19 protein-coding genes and 1 pseudogene are annotated in these 20,259 nt (G+C 69.6%); 7 read left to right on the plus strand and 13 right to left on the minus strand.

Annotated elements, in window-relative coordinates:
- Nucleotides 1–18: 18 nt before the first annotated feature.
- From Pflav_RS21235 to Pflav_RS21245, 3 genes are all read right to left on the minus strand, one after another.
- On the minus strand, nt 19–420 hold the full coding sequence (locus Pflav_RS21235) for a GlcG/HbpS family heme-binding protein (protein ID WP_173037705.1): 402 nt from the start codon (nt 418–420) through the stop codon (nt 19–21).
- A gap of 36 nt (nt 421–456) precedes the next feature.
- Complete coding sequence (locus Pflav_RS21240; protein ID WP_173037706.1) at nt 457–1,593, minus strand: glutathione-independent formaldehyde dehydrogenase; 1,137 nt, start codon at nt 1,591–1,593, stop codon at nt 457–459.
- Between the two features lie 224 nt (nt 1,594–1,817).
- Entirely contained in the window at nt 1,818–2,087 is a 270-nt protein-coding gene (locus Pflav_RS21245) for a helix-turn-helix domain-containing protein (RefSeq protein ID WP_173037707.1), read from the minus strand.
- A gap of 87 nt (nt 2,088–2,174) precedes the next feature.
- Here Pflav_RS21245 and map point away from each other — a divergent pair, with 87 nt between their 5' ends.
- On the plus strand, nt 2,175–2,942 hold the full coding sequence (gene map / locus Pflav_RS21250; RefSeq protein ID WP_173037708.1) for a type I methionyl aminopeptidase: 768 nt from the start codon (nt 2,175–2,177) through the stop codon (nt 2,940–2,942).
- A 6-nt stretch (nt 2,943–2,948) separates the two neighbouring features.
- Here the strand turns inward: map and Pflav_RS21255 are convergent, their stop codons facing one another.
- Nucleotides 2,949–3,800 carry a hypothetical protein gene (locus Pflav_RS21255; protein WP_173037709.1) on the minus strand — a complete coding sequence of 284 codons (852 nt, stop codon included), beginning with the start codon at nt 3,798–3,800 and terminating at the stop codon, nt 2,949–2,951.
- Nucleotides 3,797–4,321, minus strand: a complete 525-nt coding sequence (locus tag Pflav_RS21260; RefSeq protein WP_173037710.1) for a SigE family RNA polymerase sigma factor — start codon at nt 4,319–4,321, stop codon at nt 3,797–3,799. The genes Pflav_RS21255 and Pflav_RS21260 overlap by 4 nt, the downstream gene beginning before the upstream one ends.
- A gap of 145 nt (nt 4,322–4,466) precedes the next feature.
- On the opposite strand from Pflav_RS21260, the gene Pflav_RS21265 reads away from it, so the two are divergent.
- Together Pflav_RS21265 and Pflav_RS21270 are read left to right on the plus strand one after the other, a co-directional pair.
- A complete protein-coding gene (locus Pflav_RS21265) occupies nt 4,467–5,528 on the plus strand; it encodes an amidase family protein (RefSeq protein WP_173037711.1) in 1,062 nt (353 codons plus the stop codon).
- Nucleotides 5,529–5,551: 23 nt separating this feature from the next.
- Nucleotides 5,552–6,022 carry an amidase gene (locus Pflav_RS21270; protein WP_173037712.1) on the plus strand — a complete coding sequence of 157 codons (471 nt, stop codon included), beginning with the start codon at nt 5,552–5,554 and terminating at the stop codon, nt 6,020–6,022.
- Between the two features lie 742 nt (nt 6,023–6,764).
- On the opposite strand, the gene Pflav_RS21275 is transcribed toward Pflav_RS21270, so the two are convergent.
- Complete coding sequence (locus tag Pflav_RS21275; protein WP_173037713.1) at nt 6,765–7,073, minus strand: antibiotic biosynthesis monooxygenase family protein; 309 nt, start codon at nt 7,071–7,073, stop codon at nt 6,765–6,767.
- Between the two features lie 169 nt (nt 7,074–7,242).
- Between Pflav_RS21275 and Pflav_RS21280 the strand changes: the two genes are divergently transcribed.
- Complete coding sequence (locus tag Pflav_RS21280) at nt 7,243–8,019, plus strand: hypothetical protein (protein WP_232071706.1); 777 nt, start codon at nt 7,243–7,245, stop codon at nt 8,017–8,019.
- Between the two features lie 54 nt (nt 8,020–8,073).
- Here Pflav_RS21280 and Pflav_RS21285 read toward each other — a convergent pair whose 3' ends face one another.
- Nucleotides 8,074–9,228, minus strand: a complete 1,155-nt coding sequence (locus Pflav_RS21285; RefSeq protein ID WP_173037715.1) for an epoxide hydrolase family protein — start codon at nt 9,226–9,228, stop codon at nt 8,074–8,076.
- 62 nt (nt 9,229–9,290) lie between these two features.
- Between Pflav_RS21285 and Pflav_RS48030 the strand changes: the two are divergent.
- A pseudogene (locus tag Pflav_RS48030) lies at nt 9,291–10,238 on the plus strand (helix-turn-helix transcriptional regulator).
- A 514-nt stretch (nt 10,239–10,752) separates the two neighbouring features.
- On the opposite strand, the gene Pflav_RS21295 reads toward Pflav_RS48030, so the two are convergent.
- The 6 genes from Pflav_RS21295 to Pflav_RS21320 form a co-directional block, all read right to left on the minus strand.
- The gene (locus Pflav_RS21295; protein WP_232071709.1) at nt 10,753–11,670 is read right to left on the minus strand and encodes a M20/M25/M40 family metallo-hydrolase; all 918 of its coding nucleotides are present in this window, start codon (nt 11,668–11,670) and stop codon (nt 10,753–10,755) included.
- 447 nt (nt 11,671–12,117) lie between these two features.
- The gene (locus Pflav_RS21300) at nt 12,118–15,300 is read right to left on the minus strand and encodes a BTAD domain-containing putative transcriptional regulator (protein ID WP_173037716.1); all 3,183 of its coding nucleotides are present in this window, start codon (nt 15,298–15,300) and stop codon (nt 12,118–12,120) included.
- Between the two features lie 355 nt (nt 15,301–15,655).
- A complete protein-coding gene (locus Pflav_RS21305) occupies nt 15,656–16,879 on the minus strand; it encodes an IS110 family RNA-guided transposase (RefSeq protein ID WP_173032861.1) in 1,224 nt (407 codons plus the stop codon).
- A 352-nt stretch (nt 16,880–17,231) separates the two neighbouring features.
- Nucleotides 17,232–17,576, minus strand: a complete 345-nt coding sequence (locus Pflav_RS21310; RefSeq protein WP_173037717.1) for a DUF1801 domain-containing protein — start codon at nt 17,574–17,576, stop codon at nt 17,232–17,234.
- A gap of 37 nt (nt 17,577–17,613) precedes the next feature.
- Complete coding sequence (locus tag Pflav_RS21315) at nt 17,614–18,882, minus strand: SGNH/GDSL hydrolase family protein (protein ID WP_173037718.1); 1,269 nt, start codon at nt 18,880–18,882, stop codon at nt 17,614–17,616.
- A gap of 85 nt (nt 18,883–18,967) precedes the next feature.
- Entirely contained in the window at nt 18,968–19,342 is a 375-nt protein-coding gene (locus tag Pflav_RS21320; RefSeq protein ID WP_173037719.1) for a MerR family transcriptional regulator, read from the minus strand.
- A gap of 52 nt (nt 19,343–19,394) precedes the next feature.
- Between Pflav_RS21320 and Pflav_RS43795 the strand changes: the two genes are divergently transcribed.
- Together Pflav_RS43795 and Pflav_RS43800 are read left to right on the plus strand one after the other, a co-directional pair.
- Nucleotides 19,395–19,709: a polysaccharide deacetylase family protein gene (locus tag Pflav_RS43795; RefSeq protein WP_197938677.1), complete on the plus strand. Its 315-nt coding sequence runs from the start codon at nt 19,395–19,397 to the stop codon at nt 19,707–19,709.
- Between the two features lie 56 nt (nt 19,710–19,765).
- Complete coding sequence (locus Pflav_RS43800; RefSeq protein ID WP_197938678.1) at nt 19,766–20,248, plus strand: polysaccharide deacetylase family protein; 483 nt, start codon at nt 19,766–19,768, stop codon at nt 20,246–20,248.
- Nucleotides 20,249–20,259: the final 11 nt, after the last annotated feature.

A 20,259-nucleotide genomic window follows, 5' to 3' on the forward strand; every position in this document is an offset into this window, starting at 1 on the left:
TGGTTCGGGCGCGGGTGGTCAGAGGGCGCCCGCACCCGCCTCGGCGACGCTCTGGTCCTGCTCCCCGGTACCGCCGCTGACGCCGACCGCACCGACCACCATGCCGTCGCGGCGCAGCGGGATGCCACCCGCGAAGATCATCACGCGGCCGTGGTTGCTGGCGTGGATGCCGTAGAACTGCTGCCCCGGCTGGGAGTTCATGCCGAGCTCCTTGGTCGCGATGTCGAACGCCCGCGATGTCCAGGCCTTGTTGACGCTGATGTCGACGCTGCCCATCCAGGCGCCGTCCATGCGTACGTGGGCGACGAGGTTGCCGCCCATGTCGACCACGGCGATGTTCATCGGCTGACCGATCTCGGCGGCCCGCGCCTCCGCGGCCTCGATGATCCGGCGGGCGTCGGCGAGGTTGACGGTCGCCATGCGTGCTCCTTGCGGGTGAGTGTGTGGCTTGCCGGCTCAGGCTGCGGGCTTGAGAACGACCTTGGAGTAGCCCTCCTCGCGCTGGTCGAACCGCGCGTACGCGTCGGGCGCGTCGTCGAGCGGGAGCTGCTTGCTGACCACGAAACTGGGCCGCGCGCGGCCGGCGATGATCAGGTCGCGCAGGTACCGGTTGTAGGCCTTGACGTTGGTCTGCCCGGTCCCCATCCGCTGGCCCTTCTCGTAGAACTTGCCCAGCCGAAACAGCAGTTCGCCGTTGGCCGAGTGCGGGTCGGACGCGCCCGGGTCGTGCGGGACGTACAGCCCGACGACGCCGATCACGCCGGTGGCCCGGACGATGTCGACAAGGCTGTTGAGCACGCTCGCCGGCTGCTCCTCGCCGCTGGGCGCGGTGGCCTGGTAGCCGACCGCGTCGACGCCCTTGTCGGTGCCGTCGCCGCCGGTCTGGTCGCGGATCTGCTCGATCGGGTCGGCCTTCGTGTAGTCGATCGGGATCGCGCCGATCGACTCGGCGAACTGGAGGCGCGACGGCACCTTGTCGACCACGAACACCTTCGCCGCACCCATGATCAGCGCGGAGTACGCGGCCATCAGCCCCACAGGTCCGGCGCCCATGACCGCGATCGTCTCGCCGGGACGCAGGCCCGTCATCGCGACGCTGTGGTAGCCGGTCGGGAAGATGTCGGCGAGCATCGCGAAGTCGTTCTCGTGGTCGTCGTTCTTGGGCAGCTGGAGGCAGTTGAAGTCGGCGAACGGCACGCGCACGTACTCGGCCTGCCCGCCGCGGTACGGGCCCATCGCGACGTAGCCGTACGCCCCGCCGCCGAAGCCCGGGTTGACCGTGAGGCAGAACGCCGTGTAACCGACGAGGCAGTTCTTGCAGAATCCGCAGGCGACGTTGAAGGGCATCGACACCCGGTCGCCCTGCTTCACCGCCCCGACGCCGGACCCGACCTCCACGACCGTGCCCATGTTCTCGTGGCCGAAGACCAGGCCGGGCTCCGCCTTCGTACGGCCCTCGTACATGTGCAGGTCCGAGCCGCAGATGGCGGCAGAGCTGACCTTCACGATCACGTCGGTCGGGTCCTCGATGCGGGGATCCTCGACGGTGTCGACGCTGACGGTGCGGGGCCCGTGGTAGACGACCGCCTTCATGATCCGGCCTCGCCGCAGGCGGCGCCCAACGCGATGCTCATGCCGACGACGTTAGGTGCCGAGCATCTGCCCCGTGCCCGAAATGGAAGAAGACAACCGGCCGCGCCGGCCAGGGTTTGGATTGTGAACCGCGAAGGGTGAGGCCGCGGGAGCAGCGGCCTGGACCACCGCGGACGTCGCGGTAGCCCAATATTTGATCGTGGTTATTCCCAGATGCGCAGGGGCTACCGGACGGCTTCCAGCGGCAGGTCGCTGCCGCGCCAGGTGGCTGCCAACTCCTGCACCGGCAGGTTGAGCGCCTCACCGAGGCAGATGATCGTGCCGAATCCGGGAGAGGGCAGTCGTCCGGTCTCGATCTTGCGTAGGGTTTCCGGCGAGATGCCCGCTGCCTGCGCGACGTCCGCCAGGTCGCGTCCCGCTCGCGCGTGGCGCAGCAGGGCGCCGAGACGCCTGCCGGCTTCGATCTGCTCGGGTGTGAGCGGGTGGCGGACCATGCCCCCAGGATATGACTGGTATTACTATACCGGCAAGTGTTAGCGTGCCGGTATAACTATACCGGCACCCTGTGACGCGAGGTAATCGTGATTGAGCTGAAGACGCCTGCGGAGATCGAACGCATGCACGTGGCCGGGCGTTTCGTCGCCGAGGTGCTTACCGAGGTCGGCCAGCTCGCCGACGTGGGCGTCAACCTGCTGGACCTGGAGCACCACGCGCGCGGCATGATCAAGCGGCGCGGGGCGGAGTCGTGCTACTGGGACTACGCGCCGTCCTTCGGGCGCGGCCCGTTCCGCAACGTCATCTGCCTGTCGGTCAACGACGCGGTCCTGCATGGCCTACCCCACGACTACACGCTGCGCGACGGCGACGTACTCAGCGCGGACATCGCGGTCAGCATCGACGGCTGGGTGGCCGACTCGGCGCGTACGGTCGTCGTCGGGACCGCCGCCGAAGAGGACCTGCGGATCATCCGCGCCACCGAGGAAGCGTTGGAGGCGGCGATCGAGGTGGCGCGTCCGGGCAACCGCCTGGGTGACATCTCGGCCGCCATCTGGGCGGTAGCCGACGGCTACGGTTACCCGGTCAACACCGAGTTCGGTGGCCACGGCCTTGGCCGCACCATGCACGAGGACCCCCACGTTTCGAACAAGGGCCAGGCAGGGCGCGGCCTCAAGCTCCGGCCAGGCCTGACCCTCGCGCTCGAACCCTGGCTCGCCCGCACGACCGACCGGATCGTCTACGACGCCGACGGCTGGACCATCCGGTCGGCCGATGGCTCACGCACCGCCCACTCCGAGCACACCGTCGCCATCACCGAGGATGCCCCCTTGGTGCTCACCCGCCGCGGATAGGGTTCGTCAGCCGTCCACCGGGTGTAGCTGGCGGCCGCTGGCGTCGTAGAGTTCGCGGTCCCCGAGCGGTTGGGACAGGTGGACAGTGGCGGTCCGCGGGCCGGCGATGTCGTAGCAGGGCCCGCCGGGTGTGCCGGTTGGCACGGTGTCGACGCGTACTTCGACGCGCTGGGAGGTCTCGCGAACCGTGCCGACGTACCGCGCGCCGCACCGCCCGCTGTCGGACGGAACGCCGGAGAACCGCAGCTCCAGGCTGCGTCCGCCATCGAGCAGGATGACCTGGTTGAACGGCAGCGGCGGGTCCCCCGGATGATGGCCGTTCGGGGGCGGCTCGCCGGGCGGGATTCGTTTGCCGGTCAACTCGTCGACCAAGGGGCGGCCATTCCCGACGGAGTCCAGCGAAACCAGGATCCGGCGGAGTTCCGGCGGGCAGGCGGTCCCGGCCCGGCTGGAAGCGCGGACCGAGATCCTGATCTCACCAGCGGACTCCTGGACTGTGGCCGACAGGGCGGTCGCGCAGGCGCTGTCGAAGCTGGTCGCCTTGACCTCGATGGATATGTCCCGGGCACCGTCGATCCAGTCAGCCTGCTGGATGGCCACCGGCCCGGACGTGCCTGGTGTCAGGCTCGGACCCGGCGATGGATTGACAGCCTGGTCGGTGGTACCCGGCCCGTCGAGCAAAAGCGTCGACGCGGACAGCAGGCTGGCGGCGGCCAGGCCCGCAGCCGCGGCGGCCAGCCGTCGTCGCCGGGCACGCACGCGGCGGCGTGCGGCGGCGGCGAGGTCGGTGGCGACCGGCGCGCGTTCGGCGTCGGCGGCGAACTCGGTGCGTAGAGACCGTTCCAGGTCGAGACTCATGAGATCTCCTTCTGGGTGACCGGCGTGCCGAATCCGGCCGCGCGCAGGGTCGCGAGCGCCCGCGAGGCGGTGGCCCGGACGCTGCTCGTGGCGATGCCCAGCAGTTCGGCGATGGCGGCGTCGTCCAGGTCGGCGTAGTAGCGCAGCACCAGCACCGTGCGGGCCCGTGGCGGCAAGCTGTCCAGCGCTCGCCGGGACTCGTCCCGGGCGGCGACGGCCTCAGCGTGGTCCGCCACCACCGGCGCCGCGTCGGCGGTCCGGTCGGTCGGGACCTCGCCGAACCAGCGGCGCCGCCGCCACCCCAGGTACTTGTTGACGATCATGCGCCGCACGTATGCGTCCGGGTGGTCGGCGCGGGACACCCGCCGCCAGTGCCGGTACGCGTCGGCCAGCGCGGACTGGACGAGATCCTCGGCGGTGTGCGGGTCGGTGGTCAGGACGTACGCGAAACGTAGCAGCGACTGCCCGCGTGCTGCGACGTACTCATCGAACCGCCCGTCACCGGCGGAGCCTGCGCCCATACCCCTTAGATGCATCGAACCCCCGGTCCGCTGCATCCGCGGGGGTGTGACCTGACGCCGCCCCGGGACGGAAATGTGGATCACATATGGCGGAAACGAGCTGCTCCTAGCCTCCGCAACATCAACTTCGGGCTAGGAGGCTACGTTGAACGGACGAAGACGCACCACTCGTACCATCGTCACCGGTGTTGTCCTGGCGCTGGTGGCCGTGCCAGCTACCGCGTCGGCGCACGGATCGGGATCCGCGCGTGGGTTTGTGCTCGAAGAGGCGACGGTCGCGTCGATCCATCAGGCGTTCAAGTCGGGCAAGCTTACCTGCTCGCAGCTGATCGACGGGTACCTCACGCGGATCCTGGCGTACGAAAACCAAGGCCCCGCGATCAACTCCCTCATCTCCGTCGCGGTCGACGCGAAGGCCCAGGCGAAGGCCCTGGACGCCAAGTACAAGCGCCAGCACGGACGCGTCGGCCCGCTGCACTGCATCCCGGTGATTCTCAAGGACAACATCGATACGAAGGACATGCCGACCACCGGCGGCTCGAAAACCCTCATCACACCCTTGCCGGCGAAGGACTCCTACATCGCCAAGGCGTTCCGCGACGACGGCGCCATCATCCTCGGCAAAGGCAACATGGACGAGTGGGCGCATGGCGGGCGGGCCGGATACAGCTCCGCCGGCGGCCAGACGCTCAACCCGTACGACCTGTCGCGTTCCCCGGCTGGCTCCAGCGGCGGACCGGCCGCCGCGATCGCCGCCAACTTCGCCGTCCTGTCCATCGGCAGCGACACCGGTGGATCGATCCGCGGGCCGGTCAACGCCGAGTCGTTGGCTGGTATGCGGCCAACCCTCGGGCTGGTCAGCCGCGCCGGCATCATCCCCTTCTCGTCCACATTCGACAGCGCGGGACCGATGACCCGGACGGTCACCGACAGCGCCTTGGTGCTGAACACCATCGCCGGCTATGACCCGGCCGACCCCGCGACGAAGCAGAGCCAGGGCAAAATACCGAGTGACTACACCAAGTACCTGAAGAAGGATTCGCTCAAGGGCGCGCGGATCGGCGTGCTCCGCAACTACGTCAACGCCGCCAACGCCCCGATGATGGATGCGGCCATCCAGCAGATGCGCCAGCTGGGCGCCACCGTCGTGGACAACCTCGTGCTCCCCAGGCGGCGCTCGACCTGCGTGGGCAGTACTACCCGATAGTCTCCGAGACCGAATTCAAGACATTGCTGGGCGAGTACCTGGCCACCTACCGTCCCGGCGCGGCCGTCAAGTCACACGCGGACGTACTCGCCGCGAGCTCGCAACCCGGCTTCAACATGGCGCCCGAAGTGTTGGTGCGGCTCCAGACCGAGGCCGGCCGAGGCGCGATGACGGATGCGGACTACCTCCTGGCCGCCCAAGAGGGCCCCGCCAAGATGCGCGCCGCCATCGACAAAATCCTCGACGACAACCACCTCGACGCCCTCGTCCGGCCCACCAGCGCGGGCAGCGACATGGCCGCCCTGTCCGGGTACCCGGACATGCTCGTCCAAGGCGGCGTCGACACCAACGGCATCTCCGCCGGCATCGCATTCATCTCGAAAGCCTTCACCGAACCCAAACTGCTCGGATACGCCTACGCCTACGAACAAAAGGCGAACGCCCGCAAGGTCCCGGCGCTCACCCCACCCATCCCGTCATCCTGGTGGATGTAGCACACATTCGATCGCCCAGACCGCCCCAGCCCAACAGCTGGGGCCGGTCTGCATCGAGGCCACGGGTGCATCCCTCCTTCGCGGATCCCTTAGACCATAAAGATTTGAGCTACCGCGACGTCCGCGGTGGTCCAGACCGCTGCTCCCGCGGCCTCACCCTCCGCGCTTCACAACCCACCCCGCCCGCGGGCACCCGACAGACCGCCAGCGGGCCACCAGTCCGCGGGGCTCTGGAGCTGGAAGCACCAATGCGCCCGCCCCACCGGTCCTCTCGAACCTCCCACTCACCCGCCCGCCGACCAGACCGGGCCGCTTTGATCGGGCGAACGATCGCCAGCGAGACCACCACCGGTAGCGACGCCAGTCGCGCACCCAGCGCACCCACCCTAGTGCCATCCTGGAGGCCGGAGATCCCCGCCGGAGGCAAGACGTGGGGTAACCGCAACCCCCGCGACGCGGAGGCGTTTCCGCGCTGCCCGCCTCGCGGGCAGCGCCGAAAGAGTCCTGGATCTAGTCGACTTTCTGCCGTCATGACGGCAGAAAGTCGACTAGATCCAGAGGCCAGGTCCGCTCTGGGGTTGGGTTGTGAAGAGCGGAGGGTGAGGCCGCGGGAGCAGCGGTCCGGACCACAGCGGACATCGCGGTAGCTCGATTTGTTATTGATGGATCCGGGAATGGGTTGTGGACAGACCAAGCCGTGACGGCTCTGGTCGTCCGTCGCGAGGTCTGCGGACATCGACCATTATGGGAGGTCGGCGGCGACCTCGTGGTGGCTGACGAGGTCGTCCCAGCGGGTCAGGGCGCGGCGGGCTGCCTCCGCCACCACGGCTTGTTCGGGATTTTCGCCGGCGAAGGCGCGTATGTCGTCCATGCTCGCGAAGTAGGTGATCGAGGTGAACAGCACTTCGTCGCCGGCTTCCTGGCGCAGGAGCCGCGCACCGCGGAAACCCGCTACCTGCCGTAAGTGCTCGGCGACGTCGGTTTCGTAATGAGCCTGGTAGTCGCCGGCCGCCGCGGCCGACGTCCATCCTCGCCACACTCGCGCGATCATCTGTTCTGCTGCCTTCCCCGTGTCGGTTGGCACCCTTCCGTTGGCGAAGGCTACCGGGCGGCTCCTCGCGCTGTCTTCAATCCGACTTCACCACCGTCACCTGCGCTTTCTGGGCTGCGTCCGGATCGTGGGTACGTCGGGTGAGTAGTGCTGTCAGTACCATGCGTGCGTGCTGGCGGCTGATCCGAATCCGGTCGAGTACCTGTCGTGGTGGAGTGCGATCGTTGGCACGTTGCTCGGCGGGCTCGGCACCTTCAGCGCGCTCGTGGTGCTGTGGTGGGAATGGCAGCGGCGACGCGAAGCACGTCCCGCGCGGCAGGCGCGACCCGCGGCGGCGGCCGAGCGCGCTACCGAGGCCGCCGCCAGCGCGCCCACCGTCCCGGCCCGCGGGCGGCCAAAGGCGCAGCGCGTGCTGGTGACCGTATCGGTCCTGTTGACGATCGTGTCCATCACCCTGGTCGCCGGCCTGGTCCAAGGGTTGCGCCTGATGCGTGACACGAGCTACCGCCAGCTCGTCCCCGTCGCCGGAGACCTTCCCGCCCGCCAGAGCGTCGACGCCTGTGACAGCGGCCTCTGCCCCGTTACCCACCACTGGGACCTGACCGGCGACACCCGTCACGTCGAGGTCAGCTATGCCGGCCTTGCTCGGCGCGAGACTCAGCGCGGCAAGGCGGTGCTCGGCGTCGCCGCGCCCGGCTGTGGTCCCAGCCCTCAGGTGCTGTGGCAGGCCGTCATCGACGGGGAGATCGCGGCAAGCGGGATAGCGGGTCCTGGTAATACCGGAAAGGTCCTGGACGTGACCACCGGCCAGACGATCACTATGATCGTCGACAGGGCCACCACCACACCGTGCACAGTGGACTTACGGGTGAGCTGGATCGTCTTCTTCGCGCCCGATGAGGCGTGGCGGTTCATGAACGGCCGGGATGGTCTGCTCGAGGCCTAGCTATGCGCGTGCGGTGAGCCTGGTGGCTCCAGGCCCACCACTTCCGGCGACGGGTCAGCGAAGGTCGCGGAAGAAGTCTCGGATGTCGGCGGTCAGGGTTTCGGGTTCTTCCAGCGCGGCGAAGTGGCCGCCCTGGTCGACGTCGACCCAGCGGGTGATGGTGTTCTCCTGTTCGGCGTAGCGCCGGATTCCGACGTCGTGGGCAAAGACGATGGCCGCGGTGGGCACGCCGGAGTTCGGTTTCGTGGCGCCCCACGCGGATTCCTGGGCGTAGCCGACGTAGGCCGCGGCGCCGGCCGTGCCGGTCAGCCAATAGACCATGGCATTCGTCAGCAGCACATCCCGGTCGACGATCTTGTCGGGCAGGACCGATCGTGGGTGCGTCCATTCCCGAAACTTGTCCATGAGCCAGGCGAGCTGGCCGGCCGGCGAGTCGGTCAGGCCGTACGCGAGGGTCTGTGGCCGGGTGGACTGGATGGCGATGTAGCCGAACTCCTCCTGCATGAACGCCTCGATCCGGCGGATCCGGTCGCGTTCGAGGTCGGACAGGCTGGCCAGTTCCTCGTCGGTCAGCGGCAGTGGCGGCAGCGGACCGGGGCCGCCGTTGACGTGGACACCGGCGACGCGGTCCGGCGCGACCCGGCCCAGCTGCGGGCTGACCGCGGCTCCGATGTCGCCGCCCTGTGCCCCGTAGCGCTGGTAGCCCAGCCGGCGCATCAGCTCGGCCCAGGCCCGCGCGATGCGATCGGTGTCCCACCCGGCATCGGTGGTCGGCCCGGAGAAGCCGAACCCGGGCAGCGACGGGATGACCACGTGGAACGCGTCGGCCGGGTCACCGCCGTGGGCGCGCGGGTCGGTCAGCGGTCCGATCAGGTCGAGGAACTCCACCACCGAACCGGGCCAGCCGTGCGTGAGGATCAGCGGGAACGCGTCCGGCTCCGGGGAGCGCACGTGCATGAAGTGGATCCGCTGCCCGTCGATGACCGTGGTGAACTGCGGGAATTCGTTGAGCCGAGCCTCGGCCGCGCGCCAGTCGTAGCCACTGCCCCAGTAGTCGACCAGCTCCCGCAGCCAGGCGGTGGGGACGCCGGTGTCCCAGTCGTCGCCGGGCAGCGCGATTGGCCAGCGGGTCCGGGCGAGCCGGTCACGCAGGTCGTCGAGCTGCTCCTGCGGGATGTCGATGCGGAATGCGGTGATTTCTTCGCTCATGAGACCAACGTATGGAGCGAAGAGGACAGCTTTCGTCCTAGCTGGCGGGCAGACTTCTCGGTGTGTTGGAGACCTCGGCGCGGCTGCTCCGCCTGCTGTCCCTGCTGCAAACCCCGCGCGACTGGAGCGGCGCCGACCTGGCCGAGCGGCTCGGCGTCGGCGTGCGGACCGTCCGGCGCGACGTCGACAAGCTGCGTGCCCTCGGCTACCCGGTACACGCCACGCCGGGCGTGTCCGGCTACCGGCTGGGCGCCGGCGCGAACCTTCCGCCGCTTCTGCTCGACGACGAGGAGGCGATCGCCGTCGCGATCGGGCTGCGCACCGCCGCGACCGGCACGGTGGCCGGCATCGAGGAAAGCTCGGTACGCGCGCTCGCCAAGCTCGAACAGGTCCTCCCTCGCGGCTGCGGCACCGGGTAAACCTGCTGCGCGCGGTCACCGTGACCGTCCCCGCCACCGGCCCGACCGTCGACCCCGAGACCCTGACCGCCGTCGCGGCGGCATGCCGCGACCACCACCGGCTCCGCTTCGACTACCGCAGCCACGACGGCACGACATCGGTACGCACGGCGGAGCCCCACCGGCTCGTCCACACCGGCCGCCGCTGGTACCTCGTCGGCTGGGACGTCGAGCGCGCCGGCTGGCGCACGTACCGGATGGACCGGCTGGTCCCCGCGTCCCGACGGGTCCGCGCTTCACCCCCGCGCGGCGCCCGACGTCGACCTCGCCGCGTACCTGTCGCACGGCGTCTCGACCGCGGTCTACCGATACCAGGCGCGGGTCACCCTGCATGTATCCGCCGAGGTGGCCGCGGAGCGGATCCTCCCGACAGTCGGCGTCGTCGAGGCCGTCGACCCGCAGAGCTGCCTCCTGCACACCGGATCGAACTCCCTCGACGAACTCGCCATCTACCTCGGCCTCTTCGACCTCCCCTTCACCGTCCACGAGCCACCCGAACTGATCACACGCATCCGCGCCGTCGCCGCCCGCCTCACCGACGCCGTCCGCTAACCACATCCCACCCCCGGCCGCCCTCCCCGCGGTAGGGACGGCCGGCGTGCTGGCGCAACAACTGCTCGGGGTTAAATGCGGAGCCCCTTACGCGTACGGACACAGGTCTATCCACAATGGAGACTTTGAGCTACCGCGATGTCCGCTGTGGTCCAGACCGCTGCTCCCGCGGCCTCACCCTCCGCGATTCACACCCAGCCGCCGGCCTTACGGCCGGCGGCGCGGGCGACCCGGAACGTGCCTGATGTCGCCCACCGGTGGTGGTCTCGCGGGTGGCTCGGCCGGCTTTGTGAAGACCTAAGGTCTGCGGATCGCGCGCGCTAGGTAGTCCGCTGCCTCGCCGCCGGCCGTGCCGGCCGGGTTTTGGCTTGTGGAACGCGGAGGGTGAGGCTGCGGGAGCGACGGTCTGGACCACCGCGGACATCGCGGTAGCTCGAATCTCCATTATGGAATGGATCCGCGAAGAGATTGTGGCAGACCTTGCCTTTCGGCCCTGACCGTCGCCCCGCCTTCGTCAGGCGTGGGTGCGCTTGGCCAGCCAGCCGGCCATCGCGCGGACGCCGTGGCCGATGGCCCGCTCGTCCGGGGTGAAGGCGCTGAAGTGCGGATAGCTGCTCTCGATCGGGGCTCCGGGCGCGCGGACACCGAGGAACGTGAACGTGCCGGGCACCCGGTCGAGGAAGAGCGAAAAATCCTCGCCGCTGAAGGGGATCGCGGCCCGCAGCGCGCGTGCCCGGTCGCGGCCGAGCGTCTGGCGCAGGTGCCGGTGGAGCGCCTGGCCCTCCCGCACGGGCGAAATCATGGCGGGGAACGGGTCGTCCGGGAAGTCCACAGTGGCCTCGCCGGACGACCGCGCGAGCCGGCGGATGCTGTCGCGGATCTCGACGTACCGGTCCTCCGGCCAGCAGCGGTAGGAGAGCCGCACCTCGGCCCCGGCTGCCTGTACGCGCATGAAGACGAACCTCTCCAGCGGCCCGTGGGGTATCTGGAGGTCGGACACGAGCCGTTCGAGGTCGGCGGGGGTGGCGGGCGGAGACACCGTGCCGAGCGCGCCGATCTCGGCGGCGAGCCGCTGTGCCCGCGCGGCCGCGTCCGGGCCGGTGAGCGTGATCGTGCCGCGGTCCAGGCCGGGAAGCCCGAAGCCGGACGTGGTGAAGAATTGCCCGACCGGGAAAGGACCGCAGTGCAAGCCGTGGATCTCCGCCGGACGCGTGCGGGCGAACACGCCGTCGTCGAGCATCGCGGCAGCACCGCTGAGGCTCTCCTCGGCGGGCTGGAAGACGAACACGACGCGTCCGGTGAGCCGGTGGCGCAGGCGCGCCAGGACCTCCGCGACACCCACGCCGATTGTGGTGTGCAGGTCGTGCCCGCACAGGTGGGCCGCTTCCGTGCCGCCGCCCCCGATCTGCTCATCCGGCGGCACGGCGTCCATGTCGGCTCGATAGGCGACCGTGCGGCCACGACGAGCGCCAGCGAGGACGCCCACGACCCCGTGCCCGCCGACCCCGTGGTGACGGCGAGCCCGGCCGCGCGGAGCCGGCCCGCGACCACCGAGGCGGTGCGCTGCTCCTGGCCCGCGGTCTCGGGGTGCGCGTGGATGTCCCGGCGTAGCTCGACCAGTTCGGCGTCCAGCCGGGCCGCCACGGCGTCGACAGAGTCCTGGTCAATCGGCGCGGATCCGCGGCTGGCGTGCGCCGCTGGGGCGGGCAGCAAGGCAGCGCCGGCCGGCGCCAACCCGGCGCCGACCAAGCCGGCGAGGACGACGCGACGGCTTACGACATGATCTCCTGAGCTCGACATGGGTACGAGCGTCTCGCGTCAACGAGGAGAGCACATTGGAGCTAGCCGCCCTCTTCGCCGTAGGGCTAGCCTCACCACGTCAGGCCGCCGTGCCGGAGTAGTCATCGGGTCTCGTGCGAAGACCCCTTGCGAAGTAGTCCTCGAAATCGGCGCCCAGAGCCGCGCGGGTGGCGTTCGTCGCGCGGTCCAGGTCGCCCCGTTCGGCGGCCGTGGGGGGTTTGCCGGTCGGCTGCCGGGCGGCGTCGGCCGCACCGAGCAGTGTCGCGGCCTCCTGGTGGTCACCAGAGGCCGCGGCGGTGCTGGCCAAGCCGGTCAGAGCGGCTGCGACGTCACGCGCGGCGCCGAGACCTCGCGCCACCCGGAGTGCTTCGCGGTGGTGGTCCGCGGCCACGGTCAGCTCGCCGCGGTGTTCGGCGATGTGGCCCAGCTCGACAAGGACGCTGGGGACGTAGAGCGGTTGACCCGCCTCGCTGTCCCGGTCGGCCGCCGCGTCCAGCAGCGACCGCAGGTGTGTCGTTGCGGTGTCGAGGTCCCCTGCCCTGCGGGCTGTCCAGGCCAGGCCCATCGTCGCGAAGGCAGCCAGAAGCGGTGCGCCCTGTTGGTTCGCCAGCGCGAGCGCCTCACTGCTGTGCGCGCGCGCCGCCGCGTAGTCGCCGCGCTCCATGGCGATCCAGCCCAACCAGCCGAGGTGACCAGCGACATCGGCCCAAAGGTCAAGCTCGCGGGCGATCGCGAGTCCTTCGGTGTGCAGCGTGACAGCGGTGTCGTAGTCACCGCCCAGGCTGGCATGCGCACCGAGCCATTCGGCGGCCTGGAGTACACCCCACCGATCGCCGAGCCGGCGGAAGAGTGCGGCGGCTCCCGCCCCATCGCGGGCGACAACCTCGGCGTCGCCGCGGATGTAGGCGAGTTTCGCCAGCAGTACAAGGGTGGCGGCACTGCCCCACCTGTCGTCGGTCTTGTCGAAGCGGGTGAGCGTGTCGTTCAGCAGGGTCTCGGTGGCGGCGACGTCGCCCAGGTCGATTTCGGCGTAGGCGAGGAACCACGCGGCGCGGGCATGGGCGGTGTCGTCGTCGGCGTCGTCGAACTCCCCCAGCGCCGCGTCGTGCCGGGCCGGCCAGTCGGCCACGTCACCGAGCAGGAAGGCGAACCCGGTCTCCCACGCGGTAGCTCGCGCCCGCGCGGAACCGGATGCCGATCCCGTGCTGGCGGCCAACGCGGCACGCATCGCGCGGCGGGCCTCGTCAAGGCGACCGCGCAGGAACCAGTACCACGCCAACGCGTTGACAAGGCGCAGTCCGGCATCGCTGTCCCCTTCCCGAAGGGCGAAGTCGACGGCGCTCCTCAGGTTGGCGGCCTCGGTGTCCAGTACGCGCAGCCAGTGCCCCTGGTCGGGGCCGCGCAGCAGCTCTTCGGCCTGCTCCGCCAGAGCCGTGTAGTAGTGAAGGTGGCGTCGCCGCGTCACGGCGAGCTCGTCAGCCTCGGTGAGGCGTTCGAGGCAGTACGCGGCGACCGACTCCAGCAGGCGGTAGCGGGGCCCGAGCCGGACCACGAGCGAGCGGTCGACCAGGCGGGCGAGCAGGTCCGGCACATCCTGCCGGGGGAGGTCGGCGGCGGCACAGATCGCTTCGGCGGCCTCGAGTGTGCAGCCATCGGCCTGGACGGCGAGGCGGCGCAGGACGACGCGTTCCGGTGCGGTCAGCAGCCGCCAACTCCAGTCGATCGTGGCGGTCAGCGTCTGATGGCGTGGCTCGGCACCCCGATGTCCCGGCGCCAGCAGGCGGAACCTGTCGTCAAGGCCGGCGACGAGCTGCTTGATGCCCAGGCCGCGTACGCGGGTCGCGGCGAGCTCGAGTGCGAGTGGGATGCCGTCGAGCCGCCGGCAGAGCGCCGTGACAAGGCCGGCGTTGGACGCGTCGAGCGTGAAGCCCTTGTCGGCCGCGGCGGCACGTGCCACGAAGAGTCGCACCGCGCTGGAGCTTCCCGGATCGCCTCCGGTGGTCGCGGGCAGGTCCAGCGGCGGTACCGGCCACACGGTCTCGCCGGGCAGGTCAAGCGGCTCGCGGCTGGTGCCGAGCACGACAAGGTCAGGCACGGCACGCAGCAGCTTGTACGCGACAGCGGCGAGATCGGCGATCAGGTGTTCGCAGTTGTCGAGGACGAGCAGCATCCGCCGGGACCGCAGCGCGGCGGCGAGTCGGTCGACGCGAGGCAGTGTCCCGGTCGCGGTGTCGCGAAGGCCAAGCGCGCTCGCCACCGTGTCGATGATCGAGTCCTCGCCGCCGTCGGCAGCCGCGAGCTCGACAAGCCACGCACCGTCCGGGAACGAGGCCTGCGCGCGGCGTGCGACCTCGACCGCGAGGCGGGTCTTGCCGACGCCGCCGGGACCGGTCAGTACGGTCAACCGGCTCGCCCGCACGAGATCGGTGAGTTCGGCGATGGCCTTGTCGCGGCCGACCAGCTCGGTAACCGGAGCGGGAAGGTTGCTGGTCGGTCGAGCCTCCGCGGGCGGCGCGGCGTCGAGCGCCGGGTCCTGAGCCAGGATCGCCTGGTGCAGTGCGGCTATCTCGGGCCCGGGCTCCAGTCCGAGCTCCTCGATAAGCCGCGACCGGAGGTCGGCGAACGCGTCGAGCGCCTCCGTCTGCCGACCTGACCGGTAGAGGGCCAGCATCCGCAGCCCTCGGCTCCGCTCCCGCAGCGGGCTCTTCGCCACCACGTCCGCGAGGGAGTCGGCGACCGTCGCGTGGCGCCCCAGCGCGAGGTATGCCTCGGCGCGGTCGTCTATCGCCGTGAGGCGCTGCTCCTCCAGGCGTGCCACAGCCGCCTCGGCCAGCGCCTCGTCACGGTGGTCGGCGTAGGCAGATCCCCGCCACAACGCGAGCGCGTCATCGAGCAGGACGACGCGGGCGTCCGGACGCGGCTCGTCTGCCGCACGGGCAAGAAGCGCGGTGAAGTCGAGCGCGTCGACCGCACGCGTGTGGAGCGTAAGCCCAGCCGGTCCGGATCCGACGAGGGCACGGCCGCCGGGCTCGGCATCGTCGAGCGCCTTTCGCAGCTGTGACACCTTCACCGCGAGCGCCGCCGGCGGGTTTCCCGGCGGCTCGTCACCCCACAGCTCGTCGACGAGCCGATCCGTCGACACCGGTCGCCCTTCCCGGACCAGCAGCGCCGCGAGCAACGCCCGAACTTTCGCACCGGGCACGGCAACGGCCCGCCCACTGTCTGTCCAGACCGCGAGCGGGCCGAGCACCCCGAACCGCATGCCGGCCACCCTACGTCGCCGCGACGGTAGGTTCGCGGCGTTTCTAGAGCGCTTGGAGTCGGGGTGGCCTCGGCCTCCTGCCTTGGATAAAGATCCAAACCCAATAACCTTGAGCTACCGCGATGTCCGTCGTGGTCCAGACCGTCGCTCCCGCAGCCTCACCCTCCGCGGTTGGCAAGCTCACCCCGCGGGGCCGCGGTCGGCCGACCGCGACCCTCGCCGCCGGGTCGGCCCGCCGGGTCGGCCGTTGGGCGCGGCCATGCACCCAGCTCGACAGGTCGCGGAAGGCGGAACCCCGGGGGGTTGGGCTTGGACCGCGGACCCGGCAGCGCAGACATCCCATGTGGATTTGTTGTCAAGCGGCAGTGTCAAGATCTTTTCTGTGGTGTGCCCAGGCGATGTCTTCGCTGTATGGCTTGCCTGTTTTGAGGCATCCGTGGAGGATGCCGACGAGACGGTTGCCGAGCTGGCGGAGCGCGGCGCGGTGGCCGACGCCTTTGGCCCGGAGTTGGTCGTAGTAGGTGCGGGCGCCTGGTGAGTTGTTCAGTGCGGTGAAGGCCTGCTGGCCGAGGGCGTCGACCAGCCTGTCGTTGTGGACGTAGCGGGCCAGCACAACCTTCTTCTTGCCGGACTGGCGGGTGATCGGACTGGTCCCGGCGTAGTTCTTGCGTGCTCTTGCGTCGGCGTAACGCTGTTTGTCGTCGCCGAACTCGGCGAGCACCCGGGCGCCGAGCACGACGCCAAGGCCGGGCTGGCTAAGGTAGACCTCAGCGTCCGGGTGCTCGGAAAAATGGGCCTCGATCTCCTTACCCATGGTCTTGATCTCGGCGTTGAGGGTGCCCAGGATCGCCACGTGCGCGCGCACGGTCGCGGCGAAGGCGGTAGCCACTACTGGGGGCTGGCCCAGATGCTCGGCCCGCAACGCGGCCGCGATGGCCTCGGCCTTGGCTGCCCTGCCGTGGCGGCGTGCGCGCTTGAGCGCTTCGTTGATCCGTTCGGTGCTCAGCGCGGCGGCTGCGGTCGGTTCCGGCGCGGCGCCCAGCAGCTCAAGGGCCTCCGGGGCGGTGAGATCGTCGAAGGCGACCAGCGCGGCCGGGAAGAACTCACGCAGCGCGTGACGCAGCCGCAGCATCTGCCGGGTACGGTCCCAAATCAGCGTCTTATGCACACGGGACAGGACCTTGACCGCCTCGGCCTGGGCGCTGTCCCCGGCGACCGGGCGCAGCTGGTGGCGGTCGGTGCGCACCATGTCGGCCAAGGCATGTGCGTCACCGGTGTCGCTCTTGGCACCCGACACACCACGACGCTCACGGTACCGGGCCACCTGCAGCGGATTGATCGCATAAACCTGGTAGCCGGCCGCGATCAGCGCCTGCACCCACGGGCCGCGGTCGGTCTCGATACCGACCACCACCGTCGCCTCGTCGTCCTCACCCAGGTGCTCGCCGATCATCGCGTGCAGCCGCCCGATACCCGCCACACCCTCAGGCAGCTTCGCCCGGCCCAACACCCGGCCCGTCTCGTCTTGCAACTCGACGTCGTGGTGATCCTCCGCCCAGTCATCTCCGACGAACAGCAAACTCGACTCCAATCCATAGCGGACAGATCTGCTCCGGCGAGCCTGCGGAGAACTACCAGCGACCTAATAAACGAGTGCTCACGCCACAGTCAGCGAGGCACGACATCCCATCAGCGGTCCTGTCTCCCGACCACCAACGGGGCACGATCTGCGCTGAGGACTCAACGTCCTGGTCAGGGAAGTGCTCACCCGCCGGCGGCTACCGGAGCCGAGTATGACTGCCGCCCTACCCGGTTGCTCTTATTAGGTCGGGGATCTCGGCGAGCGCCAGCGAGCCGCCGACCTGCGCGGTGCCCGCGGGAGCATACGGTCTACAACTGACGCGGACCGGGGAAATCTATCTTTTCGGGGTCTAGCTCTTGTCCAAGGCGACGGCCTGGCGGACGTACTCCGCGAGTACGGGATTGTCCACATCGGACAACTTCTTGAGCTTGACGTGCCGGGTTGTCGTGCCGATGCCTTCGAGCATTCCGTACGGGTCGGTGAACTCGGCACCGCGGGCGAAGGCGAGTGTGATGTGGGTTTTGCTCCGGCTGACAATGGCGATCAACTTGTTTCCCTGCCAAGCCGGCGATCCTCGGCTGATCACTTCGCGAGAATCGGGTGCGTTCACGGCCATCAGCTTCCGTACGGCCTGCACAATCGCTGCCTGCGGTTCGACGAGATGGCGAGCGATGTATTCGTCAATGTCCGTCATTCCTACTCCTTAAGCCGTCCGGGCACGTCCGTTCGCGTCAGCAGCACAAGGCGCGGAAGATGGCGTCGGCGATGCGGTCGGCGCCGGCGTCGTTGAGGTGCAGACCGTCACCGAAGTCGTACCGGGCCGCCAACGCGTCGGGATCCTGCGGGTCGGAGAGCATCCGGTCGAGGTCCACCACCGCGTCGTACTCACCACTGGTCCGGATCCAGTCGTTGAGCTGGTCCCGCACCCGTTCCTTGTCCGCTGAGTAGTAGCCGGTGAAGTTCTTCATCGGGGTGATCGTCGCGCCGACGACGCGGACTCCGGCACGGTGCGCCGACCGGATGAGCTGCCGATGCGCCGCGATCAGGTCGGGCCCGGTCACCTCGGGCGAGGCGCCGCAGCCGAAGTAGTCGGGATATCCGCCGGCACCGATGTCGTTGACGCCTTCGAGCACCACGACCGTCCGCACGCCCGGCTGGCTCAGCGCGTCGCGGCTGAAGCGGGTGACAGCCCGCTCGCCGTAGCAGGGCGAGTCGGCGAGCAGCTTGTTTCCGCCAATGCCGGCGTTGACCACGCTCAGCCGCCGGTGCGAACGCACCAGCCGCTCGGCGAGCTGGTCCGGATAGCGGTTGTCGGCTCCGGCTGTCGACCCGTGCCCATCGGTAATCGAGTCACCGAACGCCACGACGGTCCCGGCCGGCCCGCCCGCCCCGGTGACATCGACGCCCGTGATGAAGTAGCGGGAGTGGCTTGTCTCGCCCCCGAAGGCCGCAGAACCCTCGTCCCGACGGTGGTCGCCGGCCGCGCGGTACGTCGTCGTCAGCCCGTCCTGGTGGAACGTCGCGGGACCGGATGGGCCCTTGAAGTAGAGGGTGATCGTCAACGAGTCCAGGGCCGACACCCGCAGCCGCACGGGATCGGACACGGCCGACCTGCCCGCCGGGATGACCGTCGAGCCATCGCCACCGAACCGCAAGGGCCGGACCGTGCCCGGTTTCAGGCCGGCGCCGGTGCCGGCCTGCGCGACGGTGGCTCCGGTGAGCCGCAGTGGTCCCGACCCGTACGCGTTCGACAGCCGGATCCTCACCTCACTCCCGCCGGCGCTGACCCGGACCACCTGTCTCACGGACTGGTCGGTGAAGCCTTCGAGGGACCAGTTCGGACCATCGAACTGGTTTCCCGGTATCGGTGCGTGGACGGATGTCGCCCACGCGGCAAACCACCGGTCGCTGGCGGCCGCGGCGGGTGGACCGGCCGCCGCGACCGCGCCCGCGGTCAGTACCGCCCCCAACAGCGACGCCACATGCTTACGGCTGAACATGAAAGCTCCTCTCGGCACGCGCCTCTGCGCTGGCGCCAGCATGCCGAGCGGCACTTACCGTTCCTTTACGATCGAAAGCCTTCGATCAAGCTTGGTTCGCCCGGCGCTGCGAGGCCGCATTGATCACGTCGTCGAGTACCCCGCGGGAGTTGGCCAGTTCGGTCATCATCCGGTCGATGCGGTCCCGCTCGGTGACCAGGTCGGCGACCAGTTGCGGGGTGGCGATCTCGGAGGGGCCGCCGTCGGCGTCCCGCATGCATGGCAGCAACCGCGCGATCTTCTTGCTGTGCAGTCCCGCGGCGAACAACTCCTGGATGCGGATGACCCTGTCGACCGCCCACTCTGGATAGTCCCGCTGGCCGCCGGGCGTGCGGTCGGCCGCCAGCAACCCCTGCTGCTCGTAGTAGCGCAGCGACCGCTCGCTCACCCCGGTGCGCCGCGCCAGCTCACCGATCCGCATCACACCCCCAAGGCTTGAACCTGACACCGATGTCAACTTCTACCGTGTCGGCATGACGAACGCCACGCTCTTCGACTACAGCCCCATCACCGAACGCCCACCGATCCGCTGGCCGGGCGGTGCGAGAGTCGCCGCGTACATCGGGTTGAACGTCGAGCACTTCCTGATCGACCGCCCGTCCACCAGCATCTGGCCCGGTACGGCGGACCTGGTCCCCGACGCGCTCAACCACGGCTGGCGTGACTACGGGCCCCGGGTCGGCATCTGGCGCACGGTCGACAGCCTCGACCGGCACGGTATCCGGGCAAGCGTGCTGCTGAACTCGGCGGTCGCGGACCACTACCCCAGATCGTCAAGGCCGGCCTGAGCCGCAACTGGGCCTGGCTCGCGCACGGGCGTACCAACTCGATCCTCCAGGCCGGCATGTCCCTGGACGAGGAGCGCCGCTTTCTCACCGACGTCGTCGACACCATCGCCGCCGCCACCGGGCAGCGGCCGCGCGGCTGGATGGGACCGGGGCTGACCGAGACGTTCAACACGCCGTCGCTGCTCGCCGAGCTGGGGCTGAGCTACCTGCTGGACTGGACCAACGACGACCAGCCGTACCGGCTGAACGTACCCGGCATGATCAGCGTCCCGTACTCGGTCGAGCTCAACGACCTCCTGCTGTTCGGTAAGGGCACCACGGGGCCGGAGTTCCTCCAGATCGTCAAAGACCAGTACGAGCAGCTCCATGCCGACTCCGAGCACAGCGGCCGGGTCCTGGCGCTGGCCCTGCACCCGTTCGTGATCGGCCAGCCGTTCCGCGCCAAGTACCTGGACCAGGCGTTGGAGTACCTCGCGGCGCAGCCCGACATCTGGCTGACCACGAGCGATGAGATCGCCGAGCACTACCTGCGCACGTAGGGCTACGGGGC

The sequence above is a fragment of the Phytohabitans flavus genome, assembly GCF_011764545.1.
In the GTDB taxonomy this organism is placed as follows: Bacteria; Actinomycetota; Actinomycetes; order Mycobacteriales; family Micromonosporaceae; genus Phytohabitans; species Phytohabitans flavus.